The organism is Synechococcus sp. MW101C3, assembly GCF_002252635.1.
GTDB lineage: Bacteria > Cyanobacteriota > Cyanobacteriia > PCC-6307 > Cyanobiaceae > MW101C3.
Genome location: NZ_NQKX01000001.1, coordinates 247,545 through 274,102, shown reverse-complemented (window position 1 = coordinate 274,102; position 26,558 = coordinate 247,545). Strand labels below are relative to the sequence as shown.

General features: G+C 68.4%; 27 protein-coding genes. 7 read left to right on the top strand and 20 right to left on the bottom strand.

Annotated elements, in window-relative coordinates:
* Nucleotides 1-13 precede the first annotated feature (13 nt).
* The 11 genes from CJZ80_RS01335 to CJZ80_RS01285 form a co-directional block, all read right to left on the bottom strand.
* Nucleotides 14-1,318, bottom strand: a complete 1,305-nt coding sequence (locus CJZ80_RS01335; protein ID WP_094510275.1) for a homoserine dehydrogenase — start codon at nt 1,316-1,318, stop codon at nt 14-16.
* Between the two features lie 79 nt (nt 1,319-1,397).
* Nucleotides 1,398-1,853, bottom strand: coding sequence for a SufE family protein (locus CJZ80_RS01330; RefSeq protein WP_094510274.1), 456 nt, complete (start codon nt 1,851-1,853; stop codon nt 1,398-1,400).
* Nucleotides 1,850-2,356: a hypothetical protein gene (locus CJZ80_RS01325; protein ID WP_233132700.1), complete on the bottom strand. Its 507-nt coding sequence runs from the start codon at nt 2,354-2,356 to the stop codon at nt 1,850-1,852. The genes CJZ80_RS01330 and CJZ80_RS01325 overlap by 4 nt, the downstream gene beginning before the upstream one ends.
* Nucleotides 2,357-2,426: 70 nt before the next feature.
* A complete protein-coding gene (locus CJZ80_RS01320) occupies nt 2,427-2,666 on the bottom strand; it encodes a hypothetical protein (RefSeq protein WP_144036865.1) in 240 nt (79 codons plus the stop codon).
* Between the two features lie 108 nt (nt 2,667-2,774).
* A complete protein-coding gene (locus tag CJZ80_RS01315; protein ID WP_233132699.1) occupies nt 2,775-3,437 on the bottom strand; it encodes a 5-formyltetrahydrofolate cyclo-ligase in 663 nt (220 codons plus the stop codon).
* On the bottom strand, nt 3,434-3,895 hold the full coding sequence (gene ruvC, locus CJZ80_RS01310; RefSeq protein WP_094510272.1) for a crossover junction endodeoxyribonuclease RuvC: 462 nt from the start codon (nt 3,893-3,895) through the stop codon (nt 3,434-3,436). Before ruvC ends, CJZ80_RS01315 begins: the two co-directional genes overlap by 4 nt.
* 45 nt (nt 3,896-3,940) lie before the next feature.
* The gene (bchI, locus tag CJZ80_RS01305) at nt 3,941-5,029 is read right to left on the bottom strand and encodes a magnesium chelatase ATPase subunit I (protein ID WP_094510271.1); all 1,089 of its coding nucleotides are present in this window, start codon (nt 5,027-5,029) and stop codon (nt 3,941-3,943) included.
* The gene (locus CJZ80_RS01300) at nt 5,026-6,621 is read right to left on the bottom strand and encodes a DUF3370 domain-containing protein (protein WP_094510270.1); all 1,596 of its coding nucleotides are present in this window, start codon (nt 6,619-6,621) and stop codon (nt 5,026-5,028) included. Before CJZ80_RS01300 ends, bchI begins: the two co-directional genes overlap by 4 nt.
* Nucleotides 6,618-7,703 (bottom strand): serine hydrolase, encoded by a 1,086-nt coding sequence (locus CJZ80_RS01295; RefSeq protein WP_094510438.1) that lies wholly within the window; start codon nt 7,701-7,703, stop codon nt 6,618-6,620. The genes CJZ80_RS01300 and CJZ80_RS01295 overlap by 4 nt, the downstream gene beginning before the upstream one ends.
* Nucleotides 7,704-7,730: 27 nt before the next feature.
* Nucleotides 7,731-8,603: an RNA methyltransferase gene (locus CJZ80_RS01290; protein ID WP_233132698.1), complete on the bottom strand. Its 873-nt coding sequence runs from the start codon at nt 8,601-8,603 to the stop codon at nt 7,731-7,733.
* Nucleotides 8,600-9,007 carry a cytochrome c gene (locus tag CJZ80_RS01285; protein ID WP_233132697.1) on the bottom strand — a complete coding sequence of 136 codons (408 nt, stop codon included), beginning with the start codon at nt 9,005-9,007 and terminating at the stop codon, nt 8,600-8,602. The genes CJZ80_RS01290 and CJZ80_RS01285 overlap by 4 nt, the downstream gene beginning before the upstream one ends.
* Nucleotides 9,008-9,081: 74 nt before the next feature.
* On the opposite strand from CJZ80_RS01285, the gene petG reads away from it, so the two are divergent.
* Entirely contained in the window at nt 9,082-9,195 is a 114-nt protein-coding gene (gene petG, locus CJZ80_RS01280) for a cytochrome b6-f complex subunit V (RefSeq protein ID WP_006041770.1), read from the top strand.
* 154 nt (nt 9,196-9,349) lie between these two features.
* Here the strand turns inward: petG and rsmD are convergent, their stop codons facing one another.
* The 7 genes from rsmD to CJZ80_RS01245 form a co-directional block, all read right to left on the bottom strand.
* On the bottom strand, nt 9,350-9,970 hold the full coding sequence (rsmD, locus tag CJZ80_RS01275) for a 16S rRNA (guanine(966)-N(2))-methyltransferase RsmD (RefSeq protein WP_094510268.1): 621 nt from the start codon (nt 9,968-9,970) through the stop codon (nt 9,350-9,352).
* Complete coding sequence (gene hisH, locus CJZ80_RS01270; RefSeq protein ID WP_094510267.1) at nt 9,967-10,596, bottom strand: imidazole glycerol phosphate synthase subunit HisH; 630 nt, start codon at nt 10,594-10,596, stop codon at nt 9,967-9,969. The genes rsmD and hisH overlap by 4 nt, the downstream gene beginning before the upstream one ends.
* Before the next feature lie 136 nt (nt 10,597-10,732).
* Nucleotides 10,733-11,887, bottom strand: a complete 1,155-nt coding sequence (locus CJZ80_RS01265) for an LOG family protein (RefSeq protein ID WP_233132696.1) — start codon at nt 11,885-11,887, stop codon at nt 10,733-10,735.
* 26 nt (nt 11,888-11,913) lie between these two features.
* A complete protein-coding gene (trxA, locus tag CJZ80_RS01260) occupies nt 11,914-12,237 on the bottom strand; it encodes a thioredoxin (protein WP_094510265.1) in 324 nt (107 codons plus the stop codon).
* A 246-nt stretch (nt 12,238-12,483) separates the two neighbouring features.
* Complete coding sequence (locus CJZ80_RS01255) at nt 12,484-13,647, bottom strand: GuaB3 family IMP dehydrogenase-related protein (protein ID WP_094510264.1); 1,164 nt, start codon at nt 13,645-13,647, stop codon at nt 12,484-12,486.
* A gap of 85 nt (nt 13,648-13,732) precedes the next feature.
* Nucleotides 13,733-14,569, bottom strand: coding sequence for a CAAD domain-containing protein (locus CJZ80_RS01250; RefSeq protein ID WP_094510263.1), 837 nt, complete (start codon nt 14,567-14,569; stop codon nt 13,733-13,735).
* 108 nt (nt 14,570-14,677) lie between these two features.
* Nucleotides 14,678-15,832 (bottom strand): homocysteine biosynthesis protein, encoded by a 1,155-nt coding sequence (locus tag CJZ80_RS01245; RefSeq protein WP_094510262.1) that lies wholly within the window; start codon nt 15,830-15,832, stop codon nt 14,678-14,680.
* 96 nt (nt 15,833-15,928) lie between these two features.
* On the opposite strand from CJZ80_RS01245, the gene gyrA reads away from it, so the two are divergent.
* Entirely contained in the window at nt 15,929-18,616 is a 2,688-nt protein-coding gene (gyrA, locus tag CJZ80_RS01240) for a DNA gyrase subunit A (RefSeq protein WP_094510261.1), read from the top strand.
* Complete coding sequence (crtL, locus tag CJZ80_RS01235) at nt 18,613-19,842, top strand: lycopene beta cyclase (protein WP_094510260.1); 1,230 nt, start codon at nt 18,613-18,615, stop codon at nt 19,840-19,842. The genes gyrA and crtL overlap by 4 nt, the downstream gene beginning before the upstream one ends.
* Before the next feature lie 52 nt (nt 19,843-19,894).
* Here the strand turns inward: crtL and CJZ80_RS01230 are convergent, their stop codons facing one another.
* Nucleotides 19,895-20,341: a universal stress protein gene (locus CJZ80_RS01230; RefSeq protein WP_094510259.1), complete on the bottom strand. Its 447-nt coding sequence runs from the start codon at nt 20,339-20,341 to the stop codon at nt 19,895-19,897.
* A gap of 172 nt (nt 20,342-20,513) precedes the next feature.
* Complete coding sequence (locus CJZ80_RS01225) at nt 20,514-22,085, bottom strand: 1,4-alpha-glucan branching protein domain-containing protein (protein WP_094510258.1); 1,572 nt, start codon at nt 22,083-22,085, stop codon at nt 20,514-20,516.
* Between the two features lie 159 nt (nt 22,086-22,244).
* Between CJZ80_RS01225 and CJZ80_RS01220 the strand changes: the two genes are divergently transcribed.
* The 4 genes from CJZ80_RS01220 to CJZ80_RS01205 all read left to right on the top strand — a co-directional run bounded on the left by CJZ80_RS01220 (nt 22,245) and on the right by CJZ80_RS01205 (nt 26,557).
* A complete protein-coding gene (locus CJZ80_RS01220; RefSeq protein ID WP_094510257.1) occupies nt 22,245-22,880 on the top strand; it encodes an NYN domain-containing protein in 636 nt (211 codons plus the stop codon).
* A 40-nt stretch (nt 22,881-22,920) separates the two neighbouring features.
* Complete coding sequence (locus CJZ80_RS01215) at nt 22,921-24,543, top strand: 2-isopropylmalate synthase (protein WP_094510256.1); 1,623 nt, start codon at nt 22,921-22,923, stop codon at nt 24,541-24,543.
* Complete coding sequence (locus tag CJZ80_RS01210) at nt 24,540-25,394, top strand: carbohydrate ABC transporter permease (protein ID WP_233132695.1); 855 nt, start codon at nt 24,540-24,542, stop codon at nt 25,392-25,394. Before CJZ80_RS01215 ends, CJZ80_RS01210 begins: the two co-directional genes overlap by 4 nt.
* Before the next feature lie 155 nt (nt 25,395-25,549).
* Entirely contained in the window at nt 25,550-26,557 is a 1,008-nt protein-coding gene (locus CJZ80_RS01205; protein WP_094510255.1) for a sodium-dependent bicarbonate transport family permease, read from the top strand.
* The last annotated feature ends 1 nt before the right edge of the window (nt 26,558 follow it).

Sequence of the window (26,558 nt, the reverse complement as noted above, 5' to 3'; positions counted from 1 at the left end):
GCGGATCATTGCCTCAGAGGGTTCGCAGGCAGGCCGCCACCGCCTTGACGTCGGGCAGGGCGGCGATCGCCGTGAGCGCCGCACGGAAACGGGCCTCCTGCACGTCATGGGTGATCACCACGATCTCAGCCTCCCCGCCGGAGGCCTGGAACTGCACGATCGACTGGATCGACACCTCCTCCTGGCCGAAGCAACTGCCGATCCGCCCGATCACGCCCGCCTGGTCGGTGGTCTGCAGGCGCAGGTAGTTGCGGTGGCGGGTGACGGCGGGATCCACCAGGCGGCAACGGCGCCAGCTGCCGGCCGCCAGCAGCGGATCAAGCCCGGCGGAAGGGCCGCCCACCTGGCGGATGCCGGCGATGTTGAGGATGTCGGCCACCACAGCCGAAGCGGTGGGCCCGGCCCCGGCACCAGGCCCGTAGAACATCACCCGCCCCACCGGATCCCCCTCCACGAGGATGGCGTTGTTGACGCCGTTGACCCCCGCCAGTGGGTGATCCTTCGGCACCAGGGTGGGATGCACCCGCACATCGAGCTGCTCGGTGCCGTCGGGATCAGTGCCCTCGCTCTGCGCCACCGCCAGCAACTTGACGCGGAATCCCAGCTGGTCGGCGTAGCTCACATCTCTGGCCTGCAGGCCGCTGATGCCTTCCGTAGGGATGGCGGAGCGTTCGACGCCACCGCCGTAGGCCAGTCCCGCCAGGATGGCGATCTTGTCGGCAGCATCGCCGCCTTCCACATCGGCGGCCGGATCGGCTTCGGCGTAGCCGAGGGCCTGGGCATCGGCCAGCACCGTGCCGTAAAGGGCCCCCTCATCCGCCATGCGGGTGAGGATGTAGTTGGTGGTGCCGTTGATGATGCCGCTCACCCGCTGGATGCGGTTGGCACCCAGCGACTGCTTCAGCGGCTCGATGATCGGAATGCCGCCGCCCACCGCGGCCTCGATCAGCACGTACACGCCCCGCGCCGCGGCCGCCGCGGCGATCTCCTGGCCGTGGCGGGCGATCACCGCCTTGTTGGCCGTGACCACCGATTTCCCGGCGGCGATGGCGCTGAGGATCAGGCTGCGGGCGGGTTCGAGGCCCCCCATCACCTCCACCACGATGTCGACGGCCGGGTCCTGCACCACCGCTTCGGCGTCGGTGGTGAGCAGGGCTGGATCCAGCTCCAGCGGGCGCGGGCGGCTCAGATCCCTGACGGCCACCCGTTGCAGCCGCAGCTGGTCCACCAGCGGATGGCGACCCGCCGGGGCGGACAGGATGGCGGCCACACCCGCTCCCACCGTGCCCAGACCCAGCAAGCCGATGCCGATGGTCATGCCTGTCTCGCCTGGAAACGTCCGAGCCTAGAAACCTGGCTGCAGCGCGGCTGCTCCTGCAGGCCGACGCCGCTGGTCATCAGGAGGGGGCGCCGGACGCTGCACCGGCGCTGGGCGCGCCGCCGGCGAGACTGCGGGCCTGCGCCTGCATCATCTTGAAGATGTTGAGGAAGCCGTTGGCCCGCGATGGGGTGAGGCTGGCCTGCAGGCCCGTGTCCGCCAGGAAGGAAGGATCCACGGCAGCAGCCTGCTCGGGCGTCAGGCCTTCGAGCGCTTCGATCAGCAGGGCCAGCAGCCCTTTGGTGATCTGGGCATCGGAATCCCCACGCCAGTGCAGCCGCCCCTGCTGAAGCTCGCCCACCACGTACACCTGCGACACGCAGCCCTTCACCTTGAAGGGGTCGACGCGGAACTCATCCGGCAGCGGCTCCAGCTTCTGGGCCAGCCAGAGCACGTAGGCGTAGCGGCGCTTGGGGTCAGTGGTGCCGCGCAGTCGCTCAACGATCCGATCGAGCGCTTCGGTGCCGGCGCTCATCGAAGGCGACGGCGCGCAGCGGACCAGCCGCTCAGACCGGCGATCACCCCGCCGACGCTGCCGAGGCCGCCCAGCACCACGGTGCCGATCAGCCAGGGGGAGGTCCAGGACGCCGTCGGCTCGGCCGGGCGGCCGCTGAGGCTGTCGATCAGAGGGCGGCCGCTCTTCACCGTCAGGTCGAGGAAGTCGCGATGGCCGGGGCCGTCGTCGACCTGGAGCTCCCACGTGCCATCGGCGCCGCTCGGCAGCACGAAGGACAGCTTGCCGTCGGCATCCAGCTGGCCCACCGTCACCGGCGTGCCGCCTCCTGGCGGCACCACGCGCACCTGTGCTCCGGCCGCCGGTTCACCGGAGGAGAAGCGGCTCTCCAGCAGCAGGGAGTCGTTGAGGGAGCGGAGCTGATCGAGGCTGCTCTCGATGGCATGGGCCCGGGCTGCCACCGGCAGCAGGGCCAGGGCCACCGCTCCCAGGCATGGCACGACCAGGCGTTGGCAGGAGGTCACGGGCGATTGAGCAAACAGCGGAGGGCCGGCCGCGCTTCAGGAGGGCCAGGCATTCCAGCGTAAGTGGGGTTCAGGAGGCCGACCAGCGGTTGCCGGCGGCATGGGCCTTGCCCGCCTGCACCATCCGCACCATCGAGCTCACCATCATCGAGAGGGCCTCGCTGGGCTCGGAGCGGTGACCGAGCTCGGCGGCCATCACGCGATCGGCCACGGTGCGGCCTGCCGCTGCGGCGGTTCCGGCGCGCAGCGCTGGGGAAAGGCGCCGACCACTGGTGCCATCGGCATCCATCCGGGCCACCGCAGGCTGCATCAGGCCCATTGGCGGTTGAGCGGACGAATCCGAGGAGAGCACCACAGGAAGGCTTCAACTGCGGGGATCCTGGCAAATGCAGCCCCGTCAGGCGGGCTGGGGTGGTCATCACTCAACAGGTTGCAACCATTCCAGGCCCCGCTCGCTCAGCCATCCGTCGAAGGGAATGTCCCAGGGGTCGGTGGGCAGGGCCTCCACCAGACAGCCGTAGGGCGCCACGATCACAGCCGGCACGGAGCGCCAGGCCGGGTGCTGCCGCAAGCGGTCGTACCAGCCGCCGCCCGAACCCAGCCGGAAGCCGCGGCGGTCGAAGGCCAGCGCCGGCACCAGCAGCAGGCCCAGGGCGCTGGGCTCGAGGCTGGGCCCCTGTGGGGCCGGGATGCCGCAGTGATCAGGGAGCAGCGGCGCGCCCGGGTTCCAGGCGACGTAATGAAGTGCGGCGGCGCCCCTCCCCGACGCTCCTGCGGCCGGGTCTCCTTCCAGGCCCGCTGCCGGCCGCACCCCCGGCAGGGCGAGCGAAGCCGATCCCAGCTCCTGAAGCGGCCTCAGGTCAGCTTCGCCGCGGAGGGGCCAGTAGAGCCCCAACCGCTGCGGGCGATCCAGCCAGGGAGCCAGCGCCGCAACGGCCTGTTGTTGCAGGGCAGGGTGCGCCTCCATCAGCAGGGCCAAGCGCTGCTGCCGCCAGTGGCTCCGCAGGGCTGCCTTGTCGGCACCTGCCCCACTGGCCGCAGCGTCACCGGGAGCAGCACCACCGGCAGCGGGCTGCTTCACCGCTGAAACCAGCCAGTGAGCGCCACAGCCAGGGCATCGGCAGCGTCGTCGGGGCGTGGGGGGTGATCCAGCGACAGTTCGCGCATCACGGCGTCGAGCACCTCCTCCTTGCCGGCATGGCCCGAACCGGTGAGCGCCAGCTTCACCTGCATCGGCGGAAACTCCACCACCGGCACCTGCAGCCGCGCCAGGGTCATGATCACCACGCCCCGGGCCTGTACCACCGAAATCGTGGTGCTGGAGCGGTAGAAGAAGAATTTCTCCACCGACGCCAGCTCCGGGCGCCAGCGCCGCACCAGCCAGCGCAGGTCACGGGCGATCTCCACCATCCGCGCGCCATCGGAGCGGCCAGGAAGGGTCTGGATCATGCCGCAGTCGAGCATCCGCTGGGGCGGGCCGGACTCGATCACGCCGTAGCCGACACGGGCGAGACCAGGATCGATACCGAGGATGCGCATGGGGCGAATTATCCGCGCCCTGCGGGAGTTGAGCAGCCGACCGGCTCAGGCCGCCAGGGCCAGTTCGAAACCGTTGCGGTCGCTTGGCTCAGGCCGCTCAAACACCTTGCAGAACACCTTGATCACCCGATCGCCTGTGTCGATCTGCTCCAGTGGATCCTTGCGCAGGCGATGGCGCAGGCAGCAGGCCACCACCCGGGCCACATCGTCGTCGGTGACCTCGTTGCGGTGCTCAAAGGCGGCCAGGGCCCGGGCCGCCCGGTTGGTGACGATGTCGCCGCGCAGACCATCCACATCCAGTTCGCCGCACACCGCCGAGATGCGCACCCGCAGGTCGTCGTCGATCACCACCGACGGCAACCGGTTCTGGGCCTCCACCACCCTGGCCTGCAGGGCCTCCTGAACGTCCTGCACCTGGGCACTGAAGGCCTCGGGGTCGGCATCAAAGCCGGTGCGTTGGTCGACCACCTGCACGCGTAGCTCGGGATCGCGCACGGTGCGCACCTCCACGCTCATGCCGAAGCGATCGAGCAGCTGGGGCCGCAGCTCCCCTTCCTCCGGGTTGCCGGAGCCGATCAGCACGAAACGCGCCGGGTGCCGCACGCTCACGCCTTCCCGTTCCACCGTGTTCCAGCCCGAGGCGGCCGAGTCGAGCAGCACGTCCACCAGGTGGTCGTCGAGCAGGTTCACCTCATCGACGTAGAGCAGACCGCGGTTGGCCTTGGCCAGCAGGCCCGGCTCAAACGCCCGGATGCCCTCGCTGAGGGCTTTCTCGATGTCGATCGTGCCGCAGAGACGGTCTTCGGTGGCACCCAGCGGCAGGTCCACCATCGGCACCTGGCGAGGTTCCACCGGCAGGGTCTCGCCGGATTCGGCCCGCGCGCGCACCTCGCTGCTCTGCAGGTCGGGGTCGGTGGGAGAGCTGTTGTAGGGGTCGCCGGCCACCACCGGGATGGCTGGCAGCAGATCGGCCAGAGCGCGGATGGTGGTCGACTTGCCCGTGCCCCGGTCGCCCATGATCATCACGCCGCCGATGCGGGGATCGATCACGTTCAGCAGCAGGGCGAGCTTCATCTCCTCCTGGCCGACGATGGCGGTGAAGGGGAACACCCTGCGCTTGCGGGTCTGACTCACGGACGACAGCTCGGCACGGGTTCGGATTGTTTCACAGCTGAGGTTTCCGCCGGAGCGGCGGGCACCGGCAGCAGGGTGAGCACCTGGGGTGGGGTGGCATCAGCCGGGTAGACCAAGCGCACGCGCAGCTCCCGCCGCTCTCCAGGTTGGAGCCGAACGCGGCCCAGCTCAGGCCCCTGCTGCCCCTGGCGCTGCACCAGGTGGAACCAGCGCCGGCCCATCCGCCGGCCCTGAGGATCGTCGAGGCCACTCACCTCCACGGTGCCGCGGAACATCACCGGCCGGGCCTCGGTGGCGTTGAAGCTCAACCCCCCCAGCGGCTTGTCCGTCTTGCGGGGCGACTCCAGCGCCAGCGAAAGCACGCTCGGCTGGTCGCTGTCGTTCCGCAGCGGCAGGCGCAGGTCGTACTCGACGCCGTAGTTGCCGTGGGCGGCCCAGGCAGTGCCGGGATAGAAGGGATCGAGCTCGGCGGTCTGCACCTGGCCGGTGCCAAGGGTGCCCAGCTCCAGCCCGGCGATCGGCCACGACACCGGGGCGCTGCGCACCGACAGCACCGGGCTGCCGGGATCGGTGAGCGTGCCGGTCCAACGGCTGCCCAGCTGCACGCCACTGACCCGTGAATAGATGATCCGCCCCTTGGCGCCGCGCGGAGTGGGCTGGTGCTCCTTGGGGCTGAGCCCGCCCCGCAACAGCTCCAGCCAGGTGGCGTCCGATGGGGGCTGGTCACCGCCGAAGGCGGCCAGGGTGGCGACCTGCACCGGCCCGTCGCTCACCAGCCGCAGCTGCAGGTTGCGGCCGTTGAGCAGGGGGTCGAGGCCGCGCACCGGGATCGGCACTGCCACCAGGGTGGTGAGTTCTCCGGCCGGCAGCTGCCATTGGGCCGGAATCTCAGGGCTGCGGCGCTGCTGCAGCAGTTCAGCCGCCACCCGGCTGCCCGGGCCGGAAAACGCGGAGGTGCCGTCGTGGGGAACCAGAGCCGGCAGGGGCAGGAAGGGGGCGTCCGCCTGCTTCGGGTCGGTGGCCTGCGACAGCGCCGTGGAACCGCTGATCAACTGCAGCCGCACCGGCCGCGGGCCGCTGGGTGCCGCCACCACCCCCAGCCAGAGGGTGGAATCCACGGTTTCGGGCCGCCCTGCGTAGACGTGGTGGCTGAACAGGTCGAAGCGGCCCTTCAGGGGACGGTTGAGGTGAGCCGCCGGCACACCGAGAGGCTGCCCGCCCAGGGTGGCGGCCCCATCGAAGGTGGAGAGCAGGATGCCGGGCGCCGTGATCAGCTCGGGGTTGTTGTCATTGATCAACGGCACCTGATCCAGCTTTCCGGGCAGCGGCCGCACCTGCTGGGGCCGCAGCACGGTGGTGGGAGCCGCAGCGGGGGCGGGAGCAGGGGCAGGCGCCGCAGCTGGCTTGGTGGGCCCCGCAGCGGCCGCTGGATTCGCTGCCGGCTTGGCCGCGGGAGTGACCGCCAGAGTGGTCAGCGGATCGGCGGCGGCGGCCCCGCCACTCGCGCCCAGCGCCAGGAGGCCACCGGCAACAGCTGGCAGCAGGGAGCTCAGCCACCGACAGCGGCGGTTGCGGGGAGCTTGCGGATTCATCGCGGGGTGGGAGCAGGGGAACGGCCGATCAGGGTTTCGCTCATGGCCGCGGCCATCGCCCGGATCAGATCGGTGGAGCGGGGATCGTTGAAAGGGCCCTTGACCATGAAGGCCGCCACGGCCCGCTGACCGTTGGGGAGTTCGATCAGTCCGGCATCGGAGTAGGCGATGCCGATGTCGCCGGTCTTGTTGAGCACGGTGATGCCGCGGGCGAGCAGTTCGCTGTCGGGGTCGCTGGAATCGCCACCGATCCCCTTGAGCACCCCGGCGGGCAGGAGGGTATTGGTGCGGGAGGTGCCCAGAATCGTGCGGAAGTGATCCCGTGCCCGTGGACTGAGCTTGGCACCGGTATCCACCAGGGCGATGGAACGGGCGAGGTCGTGGGGGCTCGTGGTGTTGGTGCCCTCCAGATCGGGAAGCCAGTTGTTCACCACGGTGGCAGGAAGGCCCAGCGCCTGGAAGCGGGCATTGATGGCCAGCTTCCCGCCCACCCGTTTGATCAGCAGGTTGGTGGCGCTGTTATCGCTGACGCGGATCATCTCGGTGGCCGCTTCGTAGAAGGGGAAACGGGTGCCGAGCGGACGATTGGCCATCCAGCCGGCACCACCGCCCACCACCTCCTTGGTGAGTGGCAGGGGTTCGCCCCAGCGCAACTTGCCGCGGTCGAGGTCCTCAAGCGCCGCCAGCAGGATCGGGGTCTTGATCGAGCTGGCGGCAGGCAGAGGCGTGTCGGGATTCAGCTGGGCGAAGCGGCCGTCATCAAGCACCAGCAGGAACCCTCCCACCTTTAGATCCTTCTGGGCCGCCGCCAGGGCCTTCCAGCGGGCGCTGAGAGCCGTGAGCTCCTTGCGCGGTTCAAAACTGCCCAGCGGGATGCCCTGCTGCAGGGGCGACACCGGCGTGGTGGCAGCTCCCATGCGCGGCGTGTCCATCGCTCCCTGGGCCATCCGGGGGGCGAGCTGTTTCAGCACCGTGCCGGTGATGACGCCGAGACCGACGCCCATCACCAGCAATCGCAGCACCAGAGCCAGGGGCTGGAACCAGCCGGTAGATCCGGATCGGGGGGGGCGGCCCGAGCGCACAGACAAACGAAAAGGGTTGGCAGGACGTTAAGGGGTCCGGCGATCGGTGGCCCAGCGCAGCTGCCGGACCATGCCGCGCACCATGGCCACTTCATCGGCATCGATCTGGGCCCGCTGCAGCAGGCCTCGCACCTTGGCCATGCGGGCATGGGCCGTGTGCGGCAGCAGAAAGCCCACCTCCAGCAGCAGCGCCTGGGCATCAGCCAGCGCAGCCTCCAGATCGGCGCGGCGCGCCGGTGTGGGCAGCACCGTGATGGGCCCGGGGCCTGGACCAGGCGGGCGGGCGTGGAACCGGTGCCACTCGTGCAACACGATGGCCAGCGCATGGGACAGGTTGAGCGAGCTGTAGCCGGGATCGGCGGCGATGCGCAGCACCCGTCCGGCCTGCAGGAGTTCGTCATTGCTCAGTCCCCGGTCTTCGCGGCCGAACACGAGGGCAGCCACCTTCGGCACCGTCGCCGGGCCAGGGGCATCCGCAGGGCTGTGGGGGCGGCCAGGGCTGTCGGGACCACGGGAGCCGCCGGGGCCGCGGGCCGCACTTGAGGCCCCGTCGCCATCGCCTTCTCCGTCACCCGCCGCCAGCCAGGCAAAAGCCTCGGGCGGGTCCACCACGGCCACCGGTGCCGCCTCCGGCCGGCCACTGGCGGCCACGACGCGGCGACAATCGGCGATGGCGGCGGCCAGAGCGGGAAACACAACGGCCCGCTCCAGCAGCGGCTGGGCATGCACGGCCATGCGGCGGGCTTCATCGCCGAGGTGATCGCAGCGGGGCGCCACCAGGCGCAGCTCGACGATGCCGAAATTGGCGCAGAGGCGGGCAGCGCTGCCCACATTCAGAGGCCCAGCAGGTTCCACCAACACCACCACCGGTGGGCAGGGAGCGGGCGCAGGGGCCGTCACGCCAGTGCGTGGAGATGGGCGATCAGGTCGGCCATGGCCTGGGGATCAGGCTGAAAACGGGGCATGGGCGGAGTGCGGCCGCTCACCACCTGCTGCACGAGCCGGCGGTCGTTCTTGCGCTGGGTGACGCCATGCAGGCTCGGGCCCACCAGCCCCTGGCCGGCAATGCCATGACAACCGGCGCAGTTGATCAGGAACAGCCGGCTGCCGCGATCGGCCGAGCCGACCAGATCCAGGGTCTGGCGGGTGTAGGGGTCGCCCTGGATGGAGGGGAGCAGCCCCAGGGCCAGCAGCGCGCAGGCAGCAGCCGCCATCAGCGCCATCGCTGTGATCAGACCCTGACGGCGAAAGGTGGCCTCCGCTGCCCCCTCAGGAGCCGTTGTCGGGGTCAGATCACCTGTCAAGGAACGCCACGCTGCTCCCACCACACTGCCGCAGACGTGAAACAATTGCGTCACTTCTGTGTGGCTTGCTCTCCATGATCGAACCCCTGCTCTGCGGCATCGTGCTGGGCCTGATTCCCGTCACCCTGTTGGGGTTGTTCGTGGCGGCCTGGAACCAGTACCGCCGTGGCAGCGCCCTCGGCGGCTGAACCGGCGCTGCTTGCCTGAACCAAGCGACTGGCCTGCCTGAACATCCTTCAAGCTGGTCATGAGGCCAAGCTGGTCATGAGGCCAGCAGGTGATCAGACCACTGGCTCAGGAGGCCACCGGGTCCGGGACTCCCAGGCCATCACTCGCAGCCCCTCAAAGGCGCTCCGCTGGACCCTGTTCCATTGAGGATTCTGCGGGGCTCTCTTGCTGGCTAAGGGGCCTCAGCACCACCACTTCCGAGCTGCCGTAGCGGCGTTGCTGGCTCAGCTCCCAGCCGGGCGGTGCTTCAGGCACACGGCCGCTACCGCACTCCCAGACCAACAACCCGCCAGCGGCCATCCAACCGTGCTGAAGCACGGCTGCCGCGATCGGCTGGTGCAGCCCCGCGCCGTAGGGCGGATCCACATAGATCAGATCGAACGGCCCGCCAGCCGTACGGCAGGCGCCACCACCCTCCAGCCAGCGCGGCAACGGCCGGCAGAGCACCTCCACCGTCACCGGCCGCCTCAGCCCCGCACGCACCGTTTCCAGGTTGGTCCGGGCCGTGGCCGCCATCGCCCGGTCCTGATCCACCGCCACCACCGCCGCCACACCGCGCTGCAGCGCCTCGCAGCTCATCACCCCACTGCCGCAGCAGAGATCGAGCCAGCGCGCCCCCTCCAGCCTGGCGCTGAGCAGATTCATCACCGCCAGCCGCACCCGCGAGGTGGTGGGTCTGGCCGCCAAGCCCGCTGGGCTGATCAGCCGGCGGCCGCCACTGATCCGCAGGGTCATGCGGCGGCGTTCTCCACCCAGCCCAGCCAGCGGCGCAACATACGCTGACCCACCGGCCCGGATTTCTCCGGGTGGAACTGACAGGCCGCCACGTTCTGCTGCCAGACCGCGGCCGTGACCCGGGCATCGCCGTAGTCCACCTGGGCGGTGATGCAGGCGGCCTCCGAGGGATCGGCGGCGAAGGAATGCACGAAGTAGACCCAGGCAGGCGGCTGGTCCGCTGGCAGCAGCGGTGATGGCGCGCCCGGCATCAGCGGCGCCCAGCCCATGTGAGGAATCGGGTGATCGGGCGTGCGCGGCAGGGCCCGCACCCGTCCGGCCAGCAGACCCAGGCCCTCGCGCTCCCCCTCCTCACTGCTCTCGAACAGCAACTGCAGCCCCAGACAGATCCCCAGCAGGCGTCCACCGGAGGCACACCAACCTTTGAGCGGTTCGATCAGATCCGCCTGCTCCAGCCGCTGCATGGCGGGGTCGAACGCGCCAACGCCCGGCAGGATCAAGGCATGGCAGGCCTGCATCGCGGCAGCGTCCTGTACGGGCACCACCTCGGCACCGAGGCGCTCGATCGCGCGGCGCACGGAATGGAGGTTGCCCATGCCGTAATCGATCAATCCGATCCGGCTCATGGCAGCGGACTCTCCAGTGAAGGCGAGCGAAACGCCGGCAGCTGTGTCCTGAGCAGCAGAAGCTGCAGGGGATCAGTCAGCAGCCGATGTGCCCCCGGCAGAAGAACCGGGGGAGGAAGAAAGAGAAGAAGGGCCATCAGGAAGTGAAGGTACAGCGACGTTGTTCTGGGTGGTGCGGTTCCGGCGCGCCCTGAATGTCGAGACCGTTGAGATGCTCGATCAGCTGATAGAGCCGGCCCACCTTGCGGTCGTTGAAATCGAAGCGCAGCGAAGGGCGGAGCTGATCGGAAAGATCGCAGACTTCATCGTGCTCGATCTGCCCGCTGTCCAGCAGATCGGCGAAACGCTGGTTCAGCACGGCCAGCTGCGCAGGCGTGAGCGGGGCGTGCAGCAGCAGCTCAAGGCGATCATCCACCAGCCTGGCTGTATGAAACACGCGGTAGAAACGGCAAATCTGCGCCATCGCCTCGGCGGCGCTGCTGGCTTCGCAGAAGAGGGCAGCATCCGCCTCACTCACCAGCCCACGATCGATCAGGTCGTGGCGGACCGTGTGCTGCCAGTTGGTCCAGAAGGGATCACCGGGAGGGGCCAGCAGCACCACGGGAATCGGAGCAATGCGGCCGGTCTGGATGAGCGTCAGCGACTCGAACAATTCATCAAGCGTGCCGAAACCTCCCGGCAGCACCACCAGCGCATCGCACTCGCGCAGGAAGAAAAGCTTGCGGGTGAAGAAGTAGCGGAAGTCGACCAGGCGATCGCTACGACCGGCGATGTAGGGATTGGGCTGCTGCTCGAACGGCAACTGCACGTTCAGGCCGAAACCGTGCTCGCTGCCGGCACCACGATTGGCCGCCTCCATCACACCGGCACCAGCGCCGGTGATCACATCGAAACCTGCCGCGATGGCACGGCCGGCCAATGCTTCGCTGAGCCTGTAGCAAGGGGTGCCCGGGGCGGTGCGGGCTGAGCCGAAGACCGTGACCTTGCGGGTGCGCCGGTGCTGGTCGAACATCTGCAGCGCCTGCTGGATGTCCTGAAGCGTGCCACTGATCAGCCCCCAATCTTCCCCATCGGCGCCGCTACCGGCGATCCGCATCAAGGTGGCGATCGACCGATCGATCAGCAGCCGCTGGGGGTGGTTGCTGAGCTCTGGGGCTTGATGCTCCCACGCTCTCTCTGCCTCTGGCTGGCCGACACTAAAGGGCGGCGGAGTGGAGCCGACTGAGGGTTCCGCCGCCGTGGAGAGCGAAGGACGTGGATCCGGCGTGGCGGCGGAGGCAGGCTGCGACAACACGCCGGGAGGGGCGAGGGAAGAACTCAGAGGTATTTGGTGATGGTGCCGGAGAGGGTGTTCTTCGGCACGGCACCAACGACGGTGTCGACTTTCACACCACCCTTGAAGACCATCAGGGTGGGAATGCTGCGAATGCCGTACTGGCTGGCGACGTTGGGGTTTTCGTCGGTGTTGAGCTTGAAGACCTTGATACGGCCCTCGAATTCCTTGGCGATTTCATCGACGATCGGGGCGACCATGCGGCAGGGACCACACCAGGGAGCCCAGAAGTCCACCAGCACGGGCACATCACTCTTGAGCACATCCAGCTCAAAAGAGGCGTCGGTGACGGCAGTGGCGCTGGACATTCGAGGGAGGGACAAGGTTTTGCCAATGTAGCAACGGCCTTGGCATCATTCCCGGAACCGCCACCGAACGTTGGAAGAGAAAATGCCCGGACGCGCCGGGCGGGGTGGTGTGAGGAGTGTGCGAGCCGTAGCCCCCACGGCACGAGACTAGCCCCCGTCTCGGCCTGTCCAGCGGCGTCTCATTGCTGGAAAACCGCCGGAAAGTCCGCAGCGAATCGGGCAATGCGAAAGGGCTCTAAAAGGGCTCTACTTGCCCATGCCCAGCTGCTGGGCCTTCTGGTACACCTTGCCTTCGGTGAGCAGGGAAGGGGCGACCACCACCTCCACCTGCTGCATCTCACGCAGGGTGCGGGCGCCCAGGGTGCCCATCGATGTCTTGAGCGCGCCCAGCAGATTCTGGGTGCCGTCATCGAGGCTGGCGGGGCCACGCAGGATCTTCTCGAGGCTGCCCGTGGTGCCGACGCTGATGCGGGTGCCGCGGGGCAGCACCGGGCTCGGTGTGGCCATGCCCCAATGGAAGCCGCGACCCGGTGCTTCGGCCGCCCTCGCGATCGGCGAGCCGATCATCACGGCATCGGCTCCGCAGGCGATGCACTTGCAGATGTCGCCGCCCGTGACGATGCCGCCGTCGGCGATCACCGGCACACGGCGGCCGGTTTCCCGCTCGTAATCGTCGCGGGCAGCGGCGCAGTCGGCGACAGCGGTGGCCTGGGGGATGCCCACACCGAGCACCCCGCGGGAGGTGCAGGCGGCACCGGGGCCGATGCCCACCAGCACCCCGGCGGCACCGGCGCGCATCAGCTCCAGGGCCACGTCGTAGGTGACGCAGTTGCCGATCACCACCGGCACGCCCATGTCGCGGCAGAGGGTGGCGAGATCGAGCCGCTCGCGGCCCTCCGGGCCGATGTGCTCGGTGGACACCACCGTGGCCTGCACGAAGAAGAGATCAGCACCGGCTTCCGCCACAGCCTTGCCGAAGCGCAGCGCTGCCGCAGGGGTGGCACTGACTGCGGCGATACCGCCCTGTTCGCGGATCTCGGCGATGCGCCGACGGATCAACTCTTCCTGCACGGGCTGGCTGTACAGCTCCTGCATCAGGGGAACGAAATCCTCTTTGCCCACCGCCGCAATGCGGTCGAGCGCAGGGTTGGGGTCTTCGTAGCGGGTCTGGACGCCTTCGAGGTTGAGCACCCCCAGTGAGCCGAGGCGGGAGAGCTCAACGGCCATCGCCACATCCACCACCCCGTCCATCGCGCTGGCGATGATCGGAATCTCGCGGTCGATGCCTCCGAGGCTCCAGCGGCTGTCGGTGACCTCCGGGTCGACCGTGCGACCTCCGGGAACCAGAGCGATCTCGTCGATCCCGTAGGCACGACGGACGGTGCGCTTCCCGCCTAACTGAATGGTCACCGGTGGATGGTCGTCGCAGTCGGGCCAAGCTATCAACAGGCCTGTCAGCCTCCCGATCCGGCACGGCCCAGCCCGACGGGCGGCCTCAGTTGTTGCCGCGGAATGCCCGCCAACGCTGCTCCAGCGACGCGATCAGTTCCTGACGGTCGCTGCTGCGCACCAGGCGGGTGGCCGCAAAGCGGCTCAGCCAGATCACCCCGGCCAGCTCCAGCAGACCCGGCAGCAGGGGCAGGCTGTCGATCGCGCCGATCACGGCGCCGTAGAGGCGCAGCACCAGCACCAGGGCAAGCGCCAGAGCAACCGCACGCAAGGGCCCCTGGTACTGCACCAGCATCTGCTGGAGGCGTCCGCTGCCGATCCATTCGCGCAGCTTGGCCAGCAGCAGGTCCCATTCGCCACCGCCCTCAGCGGTGTCCGGTGCGGCCGGCACATGCACGGTGGCCGCCACAGCGGGTTCAGGGGTGGGGACTGGTGTGGGCTCCGGCAGGAGCTCGGCGGGCGTGGCAGGCGGTTCGGCAGAGGCTTGGCCACCTGCTCCAGTAGGTGCTGCAGCAAACGCGGCAGCGTTCACCGGGTCTGCAGCTAGCGACGCATCAACCGGAGCCGGCTGGGAGCCAACCTCCGAATCCACGGGCGCGCCCGTGGGCAGGAGAGGAGAGACTTCAGCTTCCACTGCCGCCACAGGCTGGGTCAGCGGTTCAGGCTGCAGCATCGGCTCCGGGGCCGAGTGCCACATGGGCGCGGCATCAGCATCCGCGCCAACGACAGCGGCGGGGTCGGCTGGGGGCAGATCAGCGGGGTCGGCAACGCCGTGCTCCCCGCTGGTGGGCATGGGAGCGGCGACCTCCCCGACGGGCTCGTGCGCCGACGGTTGCTCACCGGGAAGGAACGGCGCGTTGGAGGAAGCGGAAGGCTCGGTCATCGACTGCCAGAAAAACCGCACCGGGAGCCTACGGCGCTTCCGGCAGGGCGAGGCCTCGCTTCGGCAGACCGTTGCAGCAGGCCGGCACAGCAGCCCCTGGCAGGGCGATCAGCCCTCCAGAGGGATCAGGCCCGGGCGCGCCGACAGCGGCTCCAGCGGGCCGCGCAGCGGGAAGCGTCCCTGCCGCAGCAGCTCGATCAGGCAGGTGCCGATCTCCCGGGCCAGGCGCGGGCTGTGGGCCGGCGCGCAGGGGATGCGGCGACCATCCACCTGGATCTTGCCCGCCAGCAAGTGGCTGTAGGGCACAAAACCGAACCCGGGGCGAATACGGCGCGGGATCGAGAAATCGAGCACGGGCGCTTCCAGCTGGTCGTCGCCGATCGACGCCCGGCGGGCCACGGCGAGATCGAGCAGGGGCACGGGAACGGCGATCGGCACCATCAGGGCACTGCCGTGTCCCTCGAAGAAACAGGCGCGGATCCATTCGGGCCGCAGCCCGTGCAGGTCGACGCTCACGGCCGCGACCGCCCCGGGAGTGCGCGCATGCCCGCTGGGCAGCCGCCGCGTTCCGGGCTGATGCCCATGGCCGGCCCCGATCACCCAGCCCACCGCCCCAGCCACCAGCACGGGCGACCCCGGACCGAGCCAGGCCAGTGAGGGCATGGTGAGCCCGATACTGCTGCTTCCCGAACTGCTGTACAGGGCGTTGCCGTAAGGACCGAGCAGGGGTCCGTACGGGCTGCGCACCACTCCCTCTGCGCTGCTCACCGCCACCACCCCGTTTTCGGCGATGGCACGATGCAGGAGCAGGCGTGCGCCGCCCAGGCGCTCCAGCGAGAGGCGGCCCCGGTATTCGCGGCGCGGGTGGGAGGCGGTGGCCTCACCGGTGAGTGTCAGCTCCAGTTCAAGGCCGGCCAGCAGAGCATCCAGCACCTGGGCGCCCCCCTGGCGCAGCGGTTCGCCCAGCCCGCCGCCGATCGGCAGACACAGGCCCGCGGTGCCACCCGCCCCCTGGGCGAGCACCCCGTCGAGCCGGGCCTCTCGAATGCGCAGAGGCGGATCCACCGGCCCGAGGCTGAGCTGCAACGTGGCCTGGTCGGTGAACTCCGCATTGGCGGCCACCACCACGTCGGTGGCGGCGTAGGCCGCTTCCAGGCCGCCTGTCGCCACCAGCACCCGGAAATCGGCGGCAGCAAGCACGCGCAGATCACCGCTGCGCTGGCGCTGCTGGAGATCGGCTTCGCTGCGGGGAGCCAGGGACATCGGTGGCCGGATCAAGGCTGAGGAGGGCGTCGGAAACCGGAACCGAACAAGGCGGCTGGGCCTCGATTAAAGTGGCTCACGGATAAGTGGTGAGAGATGGCGGACCCAACAGGACCCGGCGAGTCCGACGGGCGGATCATCCAAACCGACCTGCGAAACGAAATGTCGCGCTCCTATCTGGAGTATGCGATGAGCGTGATCGTGGGCCGGGCGTTGCCCGATGCCCGCGATGGCCTCAAGCCGGTGCATCGACGCATTCTCTATGCGATGTACGAACTCGGCCTCACCAGCGACAGGCCTTACCGGAAATGCGCCCGTGTGGTGGGCGAAGTGCTCGGCAAATACCACCCCCACGGCGACACCGCCGTGTACGACGCCCTGGTGCGCATGGCCCAGGACTTCTCCATGCGCATGCCCCTGATTGATGGGCACGGCAACTTCGGTTCGGTCGACAACGACCCACCGGCGGCCATGCGGTACACGGAATCGCGGCTGCAGGCCCTCACCACTGACAGCCTGCTGGAGGACATCGAGGCGGAAACGGTCGATTTCATCGACAACTTCGATGGATCACAGCAGGAACCCACCGTGATGCCGGCGCGGGTTCCTCATCTGCTGCTCAATGGGTCCTCAGGGATCGCGGTGGGCATGGCCACCAACATTCCGCCCCACAACCTCACGGAATTGATCGATGGGCTGCTGGCCCTGATCGACAATCCCGAGGTGGACGATCGCTCGCTGATGGCGATCATTCCCGGCCCGGATTTCCCCACCGGCGGCCAGATTCTCGGCCGCAGCGGAATCCGTGAAACCTATCTCACAGGCCGAGGATCGATCACCATGCGCGGTGTCGCGGCGATCGAAACACTTGAAGTCCCCGGTCGGCCAGATCGGGATGCGGTGATCATCACTGAGCTTCCTTATCAAACCAACAAGGCGGCGATGATCGAGCGCATCGCCGAGATGGTGAACGACAAGAAGCTCGAAGGAATCTCCGACATCCGCGACGAAAGCGATCGCGATGGCATGCGCATCGTGATCGAACTGCGGCGTGATGCCTATCCGCAGGTGGTGTTGAACAACCTGTTCAAGCTCACGCCGCTGCAGTGCAATTTCTCCGCTCACATGCTGGCGCTGGTGAATGGGGAGCCGATCCTGCTCACCCTGCGGCGGATGCTGCAGGTGTTCCTCGATTTCCGCATCGAAACGATCGAGCGGCGCACCCGTTATCTGCTGCGCAAGGCCGAAGAGCGCGACCACATCCTGCTGGGCCTGCTGCTGGCGCTCGAGCAGCTCGATCCGATCATCGCCCTGATCCGCGCCGCCGCCGACACCGCCACAGCACGGCAACAGCTGCAGGAGCGCCACGGCCTCAGCGAGATCCAGGCGGACGCCATCCTGCAGATGCAGCTGCGCCGGCTCACCGCGCTGGAAGCCGACAAGATCCGGCTCGAGCACGAGGATCTGGTGGCCAAGATCACCGACTACAAGGACATCCTTGGCCGGCGTGAACGGGTGCTGGGCCTGATCCGGGAGGAGATCGGCAAGATCCGCGCCCGCTACGACTCCCCCCGTCGCACCGAGATCCTCGATCTCGAAGGCGGCCTCGAGGACATCGACCTGATCGCCAATGAGCGCTCGGTGGTGTTACTCACCGAGAACGGCTACCTCAAGCGCATGCCGGTGAGCGAATTCGAGGCCACCAGCCGCGGCACCCGTGGCAAGGCCGGCACCCGCAGTCAGGGAGAAGAAGCGGTGCGGCTGTTCATCAGTTGCAACGACCATGACACCCTGCTGCTGTTCAGCGACCGGGGCGTGGTGTATGCCGTGCCCGCCTATCGCATCCCGGTGGGCAGCCGCGCTGCCAAGGGAACCCCCGTGGTGCAGTTGCTGCCGATTCCACGGGAAGAGCAGATCACCACGCTGCTCGCGGTCAGCGCCTTCGAAGACAACGTGCAGCTGCTGATGCTCACCAGCGGCGGCTATATCAAGCGCACCCGTCTTTCGGCCTTCGCCAACATCCGATCCAATGGCTTGATCGCGATCGGGCTGGAGGAAGGCGACGCCCTGCGCTGGGTGCGTCTGGCCCTGCCGGGCGACAGCGTGCTGATCGGCTCGCTCAGGGGCATGACGATCCACTTCCGCCTCACCGACGGGGAACTGCGTCCGCTGGGCCGCACCGCCCGCGGCGTGCGGGCGATGGCACTGCGCGCCGGCGACGAACTGGTGAGCATGGATGTGCTGCCGGCCGAGCTGGCCGACCGCATCGCCAGCAGCAGCGCGGAGGAGGACGGCGACGAAGCCGATGGGGATGCCGACGCCGAAGTGGCGGTGAGCGAAGGACCCTGGGTGCTGGTGGCCTCCGCCAGTGGCCTGGGCAAGCGGGTCCCGGTGAACCAGTTCCGCCTGCAGCGGCGCGCCGGTCTGGGGCTGCGCGCGATCAAGTTCCGTCGCGATGGTGATGTACTCGTGGGGCTGAAGGTGCTCGGCTCCGGCGAAGAGCTGATGCTGGTCAGCGAAAAGGGGGTGATCGTGCGGATGCCCTCCGACGCCATTCCGCAGCAGTCACGGGCCGCCACGGGGGTGAAGCTGCAGCGGCTCGATGCCGGCGACCGGCTCACGGAAGTGGTGCTGGTGCCGCCTGCCGCCGAAGACGACGGCAGCGAAACGCTGGAGCCTGTCAGCGACACCCTGGCCCTCACCGCCGAAAGCGTGGCGCCCACCGGCGAACCCATGGAACGCACCGATGAAGCCGCGGAACTGACCGGCGAGGAAGACAGCTGAGCGCCGACGTCCTGCTGATCGGCTCCGGCCCGGCCGCTCTGGCCATCGGCGCCGAACTGTGCCGCCAGGGGCTGGAGGTGGAGGCCCTGGCCGCCACCGATCCGCTCAGCCCCTGGCAGAACACCTATGGCATCTGGGGCCGGGAACTCGATGCCCTCGGCCTCGGCGATCTGCTCGGGCATCGCTGGTCGGATTGCGTGGCCGATTTCGGGGCGGGCCCCCTGGCCCTGCATCACGACTACGGCCTCTTCGATCGCCAGCGGCTGCAGCGGCACTGGCTCGAGGCCTGCGCCGGACAACTCCGCTGGCATCGCGGCCAGGCGACGGCCATCCGCCATGAGTCCCACAGCTCGGTGGTCACCACCGCCGAGGGCACCAGTCTGACGGCCCGGCTGGTGGTGGATGCCAGTGGCCATGCGCCGGTGTTCGTCCGCCGCCCCGAGCGCGGCCCGGTCGCCCAGCAGGCCGCCTTCGGCCTCGTGGGCCGCTTCTCCGCTGACCCTGTGGCGGAAGGGCAGTTCGTGCTGATGGATTACCGCAACGATCACCTCAAGGCAGAGGAGCGGCTGGAGCCGCCCACCTTCCTCTACGCGATGGACCTGGGGCAGGGGGAGTTCTTCGTGGAGGAAACCTCCCTCGCCCTCGCCCCGCCGCTCTCGTTCGACCTGCTGGAGCGGCGTCTGCACCAACGGCTGGCCCACCGGGGCATCCGGGTAGAGCAGGTGCGGGAAACGGAGCGTTGCCTGTTCCCGATGACTCTGCCGCTGCCGGATCTGACCCAGCAGGTGGTGGGTTTCGGTGGGGCCGCCAGCATGGTGCACCCCGCCTCGGGCTACATGGTGGGGGGGCTGCTGCGCCGCGCCCCCGGCCTGGCGGCCGCGATTGCCGCCGGCCTGGCCAACCAGACCACCTCCTCACGCGAAGTGGCGCAGCAGGCCTGGCAGACGCTCTGGTCTGCCGAGCTGGTGCGCAAGCAGGCGATCTACCGTTTCGGGCTCGAAAAGCTGATGCGCTTCTCGCACGCGGAGCTCTGCCACTTCTTCGACACCTTCTTCCATCTGCCCCAGCCGCAGTGGACCGGTTTTCTGGCCAACACCCTCACCGTGCCGCAGCTGGTGCAGGCGATGCTGGGCCTGTTCGGGCAGGCCCCCAGCGATGTTCGGCTCGGCCTGATGCTGCCGCAGGGCAAGGAGCTCGCCCTGGCCTGGCGGGCGCTGGCGGGCTGAAACTGCTGGGCTGACACTCCCGAGCCGAGACTTTGGGCTGACCCTGACGGGATCAGCGGAACACCAGCACTGGCTGCTTGGCCTGGGCGAGCACACGCTGCGTCTGACTGCCGATCAGCAGCCCGGTGAGGCCGCGCCGCCCATGCGAGGCCATGAAGATCAGGTCACAGCCGTGGCGGTCCGCCGCCGCCAGGATCGCCTCCGACGGCGAGTCGTTGACCACGCTTTCGCTCGCCGCCTCCACGCCTTCCTCTGCGGCGAGGCTCATCACCTCCGCCAGGGCCCGCTGGGAAGCCTCCCTGCCCACGTCCTCGATTTCCTGCAGGGTGCTGGGCTGGATCCATTCACCGGCGCCGTAGGTGAGCCCAAGCGGCGCATTGGCCCGCACGTTGAGGACGGTGAGGCGGGCTCCGGCCTCACGGGCGAAACGGCAGGCGGCAGCAGCGGCGGCCAGCGAAAGCCGGGAGCCGTCGGTGGGAACGAGCAGATGCTGAAACATGGCCAAACTCCACGCAGAGCGGAACGGCTCCGCTCTGATTCGAGCACGGGTTGTGGGCCCTGGTCAGTGGGCTGCGGGCTGTGCGTTCTGGCCTCTGAGCTGCGAGCGCTAGCCCTCGGGCGGCGGTGACGGGTGTCGGCTGTGTTCTGCGAGCCTCGGGCCGTTGGCCGGGCTAACGCGGCGGCCGTGTGGCCCAGTCGGCGGCGTTGATGAGCGGGAACAGCGGATCTTCCCGTTCCACCGCCGCCAGCCAGCCACCGGGGGGATCGTTGCCGCTGTCGATCGCCGCCAGCAGGCGCCAGAAGCGATCCAGGTGCGTGCGGATCCGCTCCTTCGCCAGTTCGGTGGTGGTGCCGGCCCTGAGAATGAAGCTCCAGTCGGAGGACTGGGCCAGCAGCAGCTCACGGCCCGCCTGGTTGAGGCGCTGGAGCTGGGAGGCACTGCCCACCCCCCGGTTCACCCGCTCCACCATGGCCGCCGAGGCCCGGTTCCACTCGGGCACCACCCAGGCATTGCTTTCGTTGAGCCAGTAGTGGTGGTACCCCCCCTGGCCCCAGCTGGAGGGGGAGGGGCGGCAGATCTGCAGCCCGTCTCCGCGGCGCAGCACATCGCGCAGGGTGGTGAAACCGATGCCGAGGGCAGCCGCCTGCAGGAAAAGCTGGGCCAGGAAGCGGGGCCCCTCGTACCACCAGTGGCCGAACAGCTCCGCATCGAACGGCGCCACCAGCAGCGGTGGCCGGTCCATGGCGCTGCTCAGATGGTCAAGCTCCCCGGCGCGCCCGCGCAGATAGGTGGCGGCGTGCTCATCGGCCCGCTGCTCGGCCGGCCCCGGCAGGTAGGGCAGCTTCCGCTCCAGTGGCGTGCCCCTGGCTGACACCCGGTGCAGCTTGAGACCGAGCGGCCGGGGGGTCTCGATTCCCACCGCGGTGAGGGCCTCGCTGGAGAGATCCCAGCCCAGATCCCGGTGGAATTCCCGGTAGGCGCCATCGCCTGGGTATCCCTCCGAGGCCGACCACACCGGCAGGGTGGAGGCCCCATCACGAGCGAAGAAGGCCACCCCAGCGGGCGAACAGATCGGGGCATACACGCCATAGCGCGGACGGGGCAGGGCGTGCAGCAGCCCATGGGCATCGAGCACCGCGTAGCGCAGACCGCAGGCCACCAGCTGCTGATCGAGCCCTTCGAAGTAGGCGCACTCCGGCAGCCAGATCCCCTGCGGGCGTGCGCCCAGCAGCCGCTCATGTTCCCGGATGGCGGTGAGCAGCTGGGCTCGCACCGCCTCGGGGGTGGCCCGCAGCAGCGGCAGGTAGCCGTGGGTGGCGGCACAGGTGAGCAGGTCGACCACCCCCAGCTGCCAGAGCCGCTGGAAACGAGCCAGCAGATCACCGCCGCAGGCCTGCCACTGCTGGCGGGTGTGGGTGAGCTGGGCCTCCAGAGCCTCGGCCGCCTCCAGATGCGGGGGCAGCGCCAATGGCAACAACGCCAGGCGTTGATCAAGCCAGGCGGGGAAACGGGCCTGCAGGTCGGGCGCGCTCAGCAGCGACAGAAGCGTGGGGGAAAGGCCGAGGGTGAGACGGGGCGCCTGGGCGGGATCCTCAGAGGCAGCTTCGAGCAACTCGAGCAGCGGCAGGTAGCTCTCCAGCAGTGCCTGGAAGAACCAGTCTTCCTCCAGCGAGCCGGGCTGGCTGCTGCGGACGTATGGGAGATGGGCATGGAGGACCAGGGCCAGTTCGCCTGTGGCCATTGCCATTCCAGCCGTTAACGGGAGTGTACGGGGACGGTTCCACCACGACGCCCTCCGCCACGAGCTTCGCCATGAAAATGGTCAGCGGCGCGGTCGGGGTCGGCGGGGGCACAGCTGGCAGAGGGCGGTCTCTACAGTTTTTGTTTAACGAAACGAGTGATGCGTCGCTGTCTGGCAGTTGACGGGCACGGCATGTTCTACGCCCAGCAGAAGCTCGGCTGGTTCTTCGATCCACGCCGCCTGCTGGAGCTGGCCGCGGAAGGCGTCACGGATCTTGGCAGCGCCTTCTGGTACACGGGGCTGAAGGATCCCACTGACCAACGCCCCTTCCGGGACGCACTCACCAGCCTGGGCTTCACCGTGCGAACCAAACCGCTGCGGGAGTTCGGCACCGACCCCGACCAGCGGCAGTTCGCGCGCGCCAACCTTGATGTGGAGATCTGCCTCGACCTGATGGCCGTGGCCCACCGCACCGATGAGCTGTGGCTGATGAGCGGAAGCCGCGACCTTGAACGGCTGGTGGAGATGCTCCGCGCCCAAGGCCTGAAGATCACCTTGATCAACGCCGATGGCATGGTGCCGCGCGAGCTGCGCAATGCGGTGGATCGCTTCATCGACCTGGGCAAGCTCAAGCCCCAGCTCGAGAAGATGGAAGCCGTCCAGGCACCGGTGTTCCAGCGCAGCATCCCGGAGGCTTCTCCGCGATCGGAACCGGTGCGCCACCAGGTGATCCGCCCGGACGCTGCCTCCCTTGAGCCCTCACCTCGGGAAGTGGTGATCGGACCCTCGGTCTAGGATCCCCCCTAACACGTACTCACTTCGACCTGCAGCGGCCATGGCCAAGGATCCCGGCCGGGTTCTGATTTTTGACACCACCCTGCGGGATGGTGAGCAATCGCCAGGGGCCAGCCTCAACCTCGAGGAAAAGGTGGCCATCGCCCAGCAGCTGGCGCGCCTACGGGTCGACATCATCGAAGCGGGCTTCCCCTTCGCCAGCACGGGCGATTTCAACGCCGTGCACCGCATCGCCGAAACCGTCGGCACCGCCGACGGCCCGGTGATCTGCGGGCTTGCCCGGGCCACGCGCGGCGACATCAAGGCCTGCGCGGATGCGGTGGCGCCGGCGGCGCGACGGCGCATCCACACCTTCATCGCCACCAGCGACATCCACCTGGAGCACAAGCTGCGCAAGAGCCGGCCCGAGGTCGTGGACATCGCCGCCGAGATGGTGGCCTATGCCCGCTCCCTGGTGGAGGACGTGGAGTTCTCCTGCGAAGACGCCGGCCGCAGCGACCCGGAGTTCCTCTACGAAGTGATCGAAGCCGCCATCGCCGCCGGGGCCACCACGATCAACATCCCCGACACCGTGGGCTATGCCACTCCGGCGGAATTCGGTGCCCTGATCGCCGGCATTGATCGCCACGTTCCCAACATCGCTCAGGCGGTGATCTCTGTGCACGGCCACAACGACCTGGGGCTGGCCGTGGCCAATTTCCTTGAGGCGGTCAAGAACGGCGCCCGCCAGCTCGAATGCACGATCAACGGCATCGGTGAACGGGCCGGCAATGCTTCACTCGAGGAACTGGTGATGGCGCTGCATGTGCGCCGCGCCTACTTCAACCCCTTCCTCGGCCACGACCCCGCCAGCACCGAGCCGCTCACCGGCGTGCGCACCGAGGAGATCGCCAAGACCTCCCGGCTGGTGTCCAACCTCACCGGCATGGCGGTGCAACCCAACAAGGCAATCGTGGGGGCCAACGCCTTCGCGCACGAATCCGGCATCCACCAGGACGGTGTTCTCAAGAACCGCCTCACCTACGAAATCATCGACGCCCGCACGATCGGTCTGAGCAGCACCCGGCTGTCGCTCGGCAAGCTGAGCGGCCGCAGTGCCTTCCGCGCCCGGCTGGAGGAGCTCGGCTACGGCCTCGAGCGCGAAGACCTCGACGACGCCTTCGCCCGCTTCAAGGAGCTGGCCGACCGCAAGCGCGAGATCACCGACCGGGATCTTGAGGCGATCGTCAGCGAGCAGGCCCAGCAGCCTGACGCCCAGTACACGCTGAAGTTGGTGCAGGTGAGCACCGGCACCAACCTGCAGCCCACCGCCACGGTCACCCTGGTGACGGCCGATGGCGCCGAGCTGACCGGCGCCGCCATCGGCACAGGCCCGGTGGACGCGGTCTGCCAGGCGCTCAATGCGCTGGCACGCGTGCCCAACGAGCTGGTGGAGTTCAGCGTCAAGTCGGTCACCGAGGGCATCGATGCGATGGGGGAGGTCACCATCCGGCTGCGCCACCAAGGGGTGCTCTATTCGGGCCACGCCGCCGACACCGACATCGTGGTGGCTGCCGCCCAGGCCTTCATCCACGCGCTCAACCGGCTGGTGCAGGGCACCGAACGGCTGCCTCTTCACCCCCAGCGCGCACCGCTGCCGGTGGCGGAACGCCCCCGCCTGTGAGCCGCTCTCCCCGCAGGCTGCAGCCCCAGCGGACCCCGTGGCTGCCGGCCCTGCAGCTCGGGCTGCTGCTGCTGGTGGCCCTGATGGTGCTGGTGCCGCTGCTTTGGCTGGTCAGCACGTCCTTGAAGGGTCCGGCCGAAGACATCTTCGCCTCGCCTCCGTCGTTGTTTCCAGCGCAGCCCAGCCTGGCGGCCTATGGGCGCCTGTTCGCTGAACATCCGCTGGGCCTTTACCTGTTCAACAGCACGGTGGTGAGCCTGCTGGCAGTGGTGGGCAACCTGCTGTTCTGCTCCCTGGCGGCCTACCCGCTGGCGCGGATGCGCTTCGCCGGCCGTGGCCTGGTGCTGGCGCTGGTGGTGGCCACGATCCTGATTCCGTTCCAGGTGGTGATGATCCCGCTCTACCTGTTGATGGTGCAGCTGGGCCTGCGCAACACCCTGCTGGCCTTGATCATTCCCCAGGCCGCCACCGCCTTCGGCATCTTTCTGCTGCGGCAAAGCTTCATCGGAGTGCCCGTGGAGCTGGAAGAGGCCGCCCGCATCGACGGCTGCACGCCGCTGGGTGAATGGTGGAACGTGATGATTCCCGCGGCCCGGGCCGATCTGATCACCCTGGCGATGTTCGTGTTCATCGGCACCTGGAGTGATTTTCTCTGGCCCTTGATCATCCTCGATGATCCGAATCTCTATACACTGCCGCTCGGATTGCAGCAGCTTGCCAGCAGCTTCTCCCTCGACTGGCGGCTTGTGGCTGCGGGTTCAGTGGTGTCGATCCTGCCAGTTTTGGTGCTGTTCATTGTGCTTCAACGTTATATCCTTCCCAGCTCCAGCGGCGATGGTGTGAAGGGTTGAATCCAGCGCTCGCTTTTCCGGCACTCGCTGTCCCTTCGCTCACGATTACGGCGCTCACAATTCGATCCCCCACCATCCCCGGTCGCCAGGATCCCGGCGCCCAGGCCCAGACCTGTAGCCTGCCGGTGCGCCATTGATCGATCACGGGAACCTCGATGCAGACCGGACTGATTCTGCAGAATCTGCTCTCTCCGCCGGTTCTTTTCTTCGCTCTTGGGGTGATTGCGGTGCTGGTGCGATCGGATCTGGAGATTCCCGCCCCCCTGCCCAAGCTCTTCTCGCTGTATCTGCTGCTGGCGATCGGCTTCAAAGGAGGGGTGGAGCTGCAACACAGCGGCCTGGGCATGCAGGTGATCGCCACGATCGCCGCCGCTGTGGTGATGTCGGCCGTGGTGCCGCTCTACAGCTTCCTGGTGCTCAGGCGGCAGTTCGACGCCTCCAATGCGGCCGCTGTGGCCGCCACCTACGGCTCGATCAGCGCCGTCACCTTCATCACCGCCGAAACATTTCTGGTGGTGTCTGACATCCCCCATGACGGCTTCATGGTGGCGGCCCTGGCGCTGATGGAATCACCGGCCATCATCGTGGGGTTGCTGTTGGTGAAACTCACCAGTCATCAACGCCACGCCGGCGGCATCGGCACGGGCGTGGCCTGGGGCAGCTTGCTGCATGAAGCCTTCCTGAACAGTTCGGTGCTGCTGTTGATCGGCAGTCTGGTGATCGGCCTGCTGGTGGCGGCCTTCAGCCCCTTGGGGGTGGAAACAATGGAGCCCTTCACCGGCAAGCTGTTTTACGGCGCCCTCAGCTTCTTTCTGCTCGACATGGGCATCGTGGCGGCACAGCGGCTCGGCGATCTGCGGCGTGCCGGCAGCTACCTGATCGCCTTCGCCGTGCTGATGCCGCTCTTCAATGCCGCGGTGGGCCTGCTGCTGTCCCGTTGGCTGGGCCTGCCGCAGGGAAATGCGCTGCTGTTCATGGTGCTGTGCGCCAGCGCCTCCTACATCGCCGTTCCCGCCGCCATGCGGATGACCGTGCCAGAAGCAAACCCAAGCCTCTACATCTCCAGCGCCCTGGGTGTCACCTTCCCCTTCAACATCGTCGTGGGGATCCCGCTTTACATGGCAGTGGTGCAGCGCTTCATCCCGCTGACTGTGCTCCCATGAA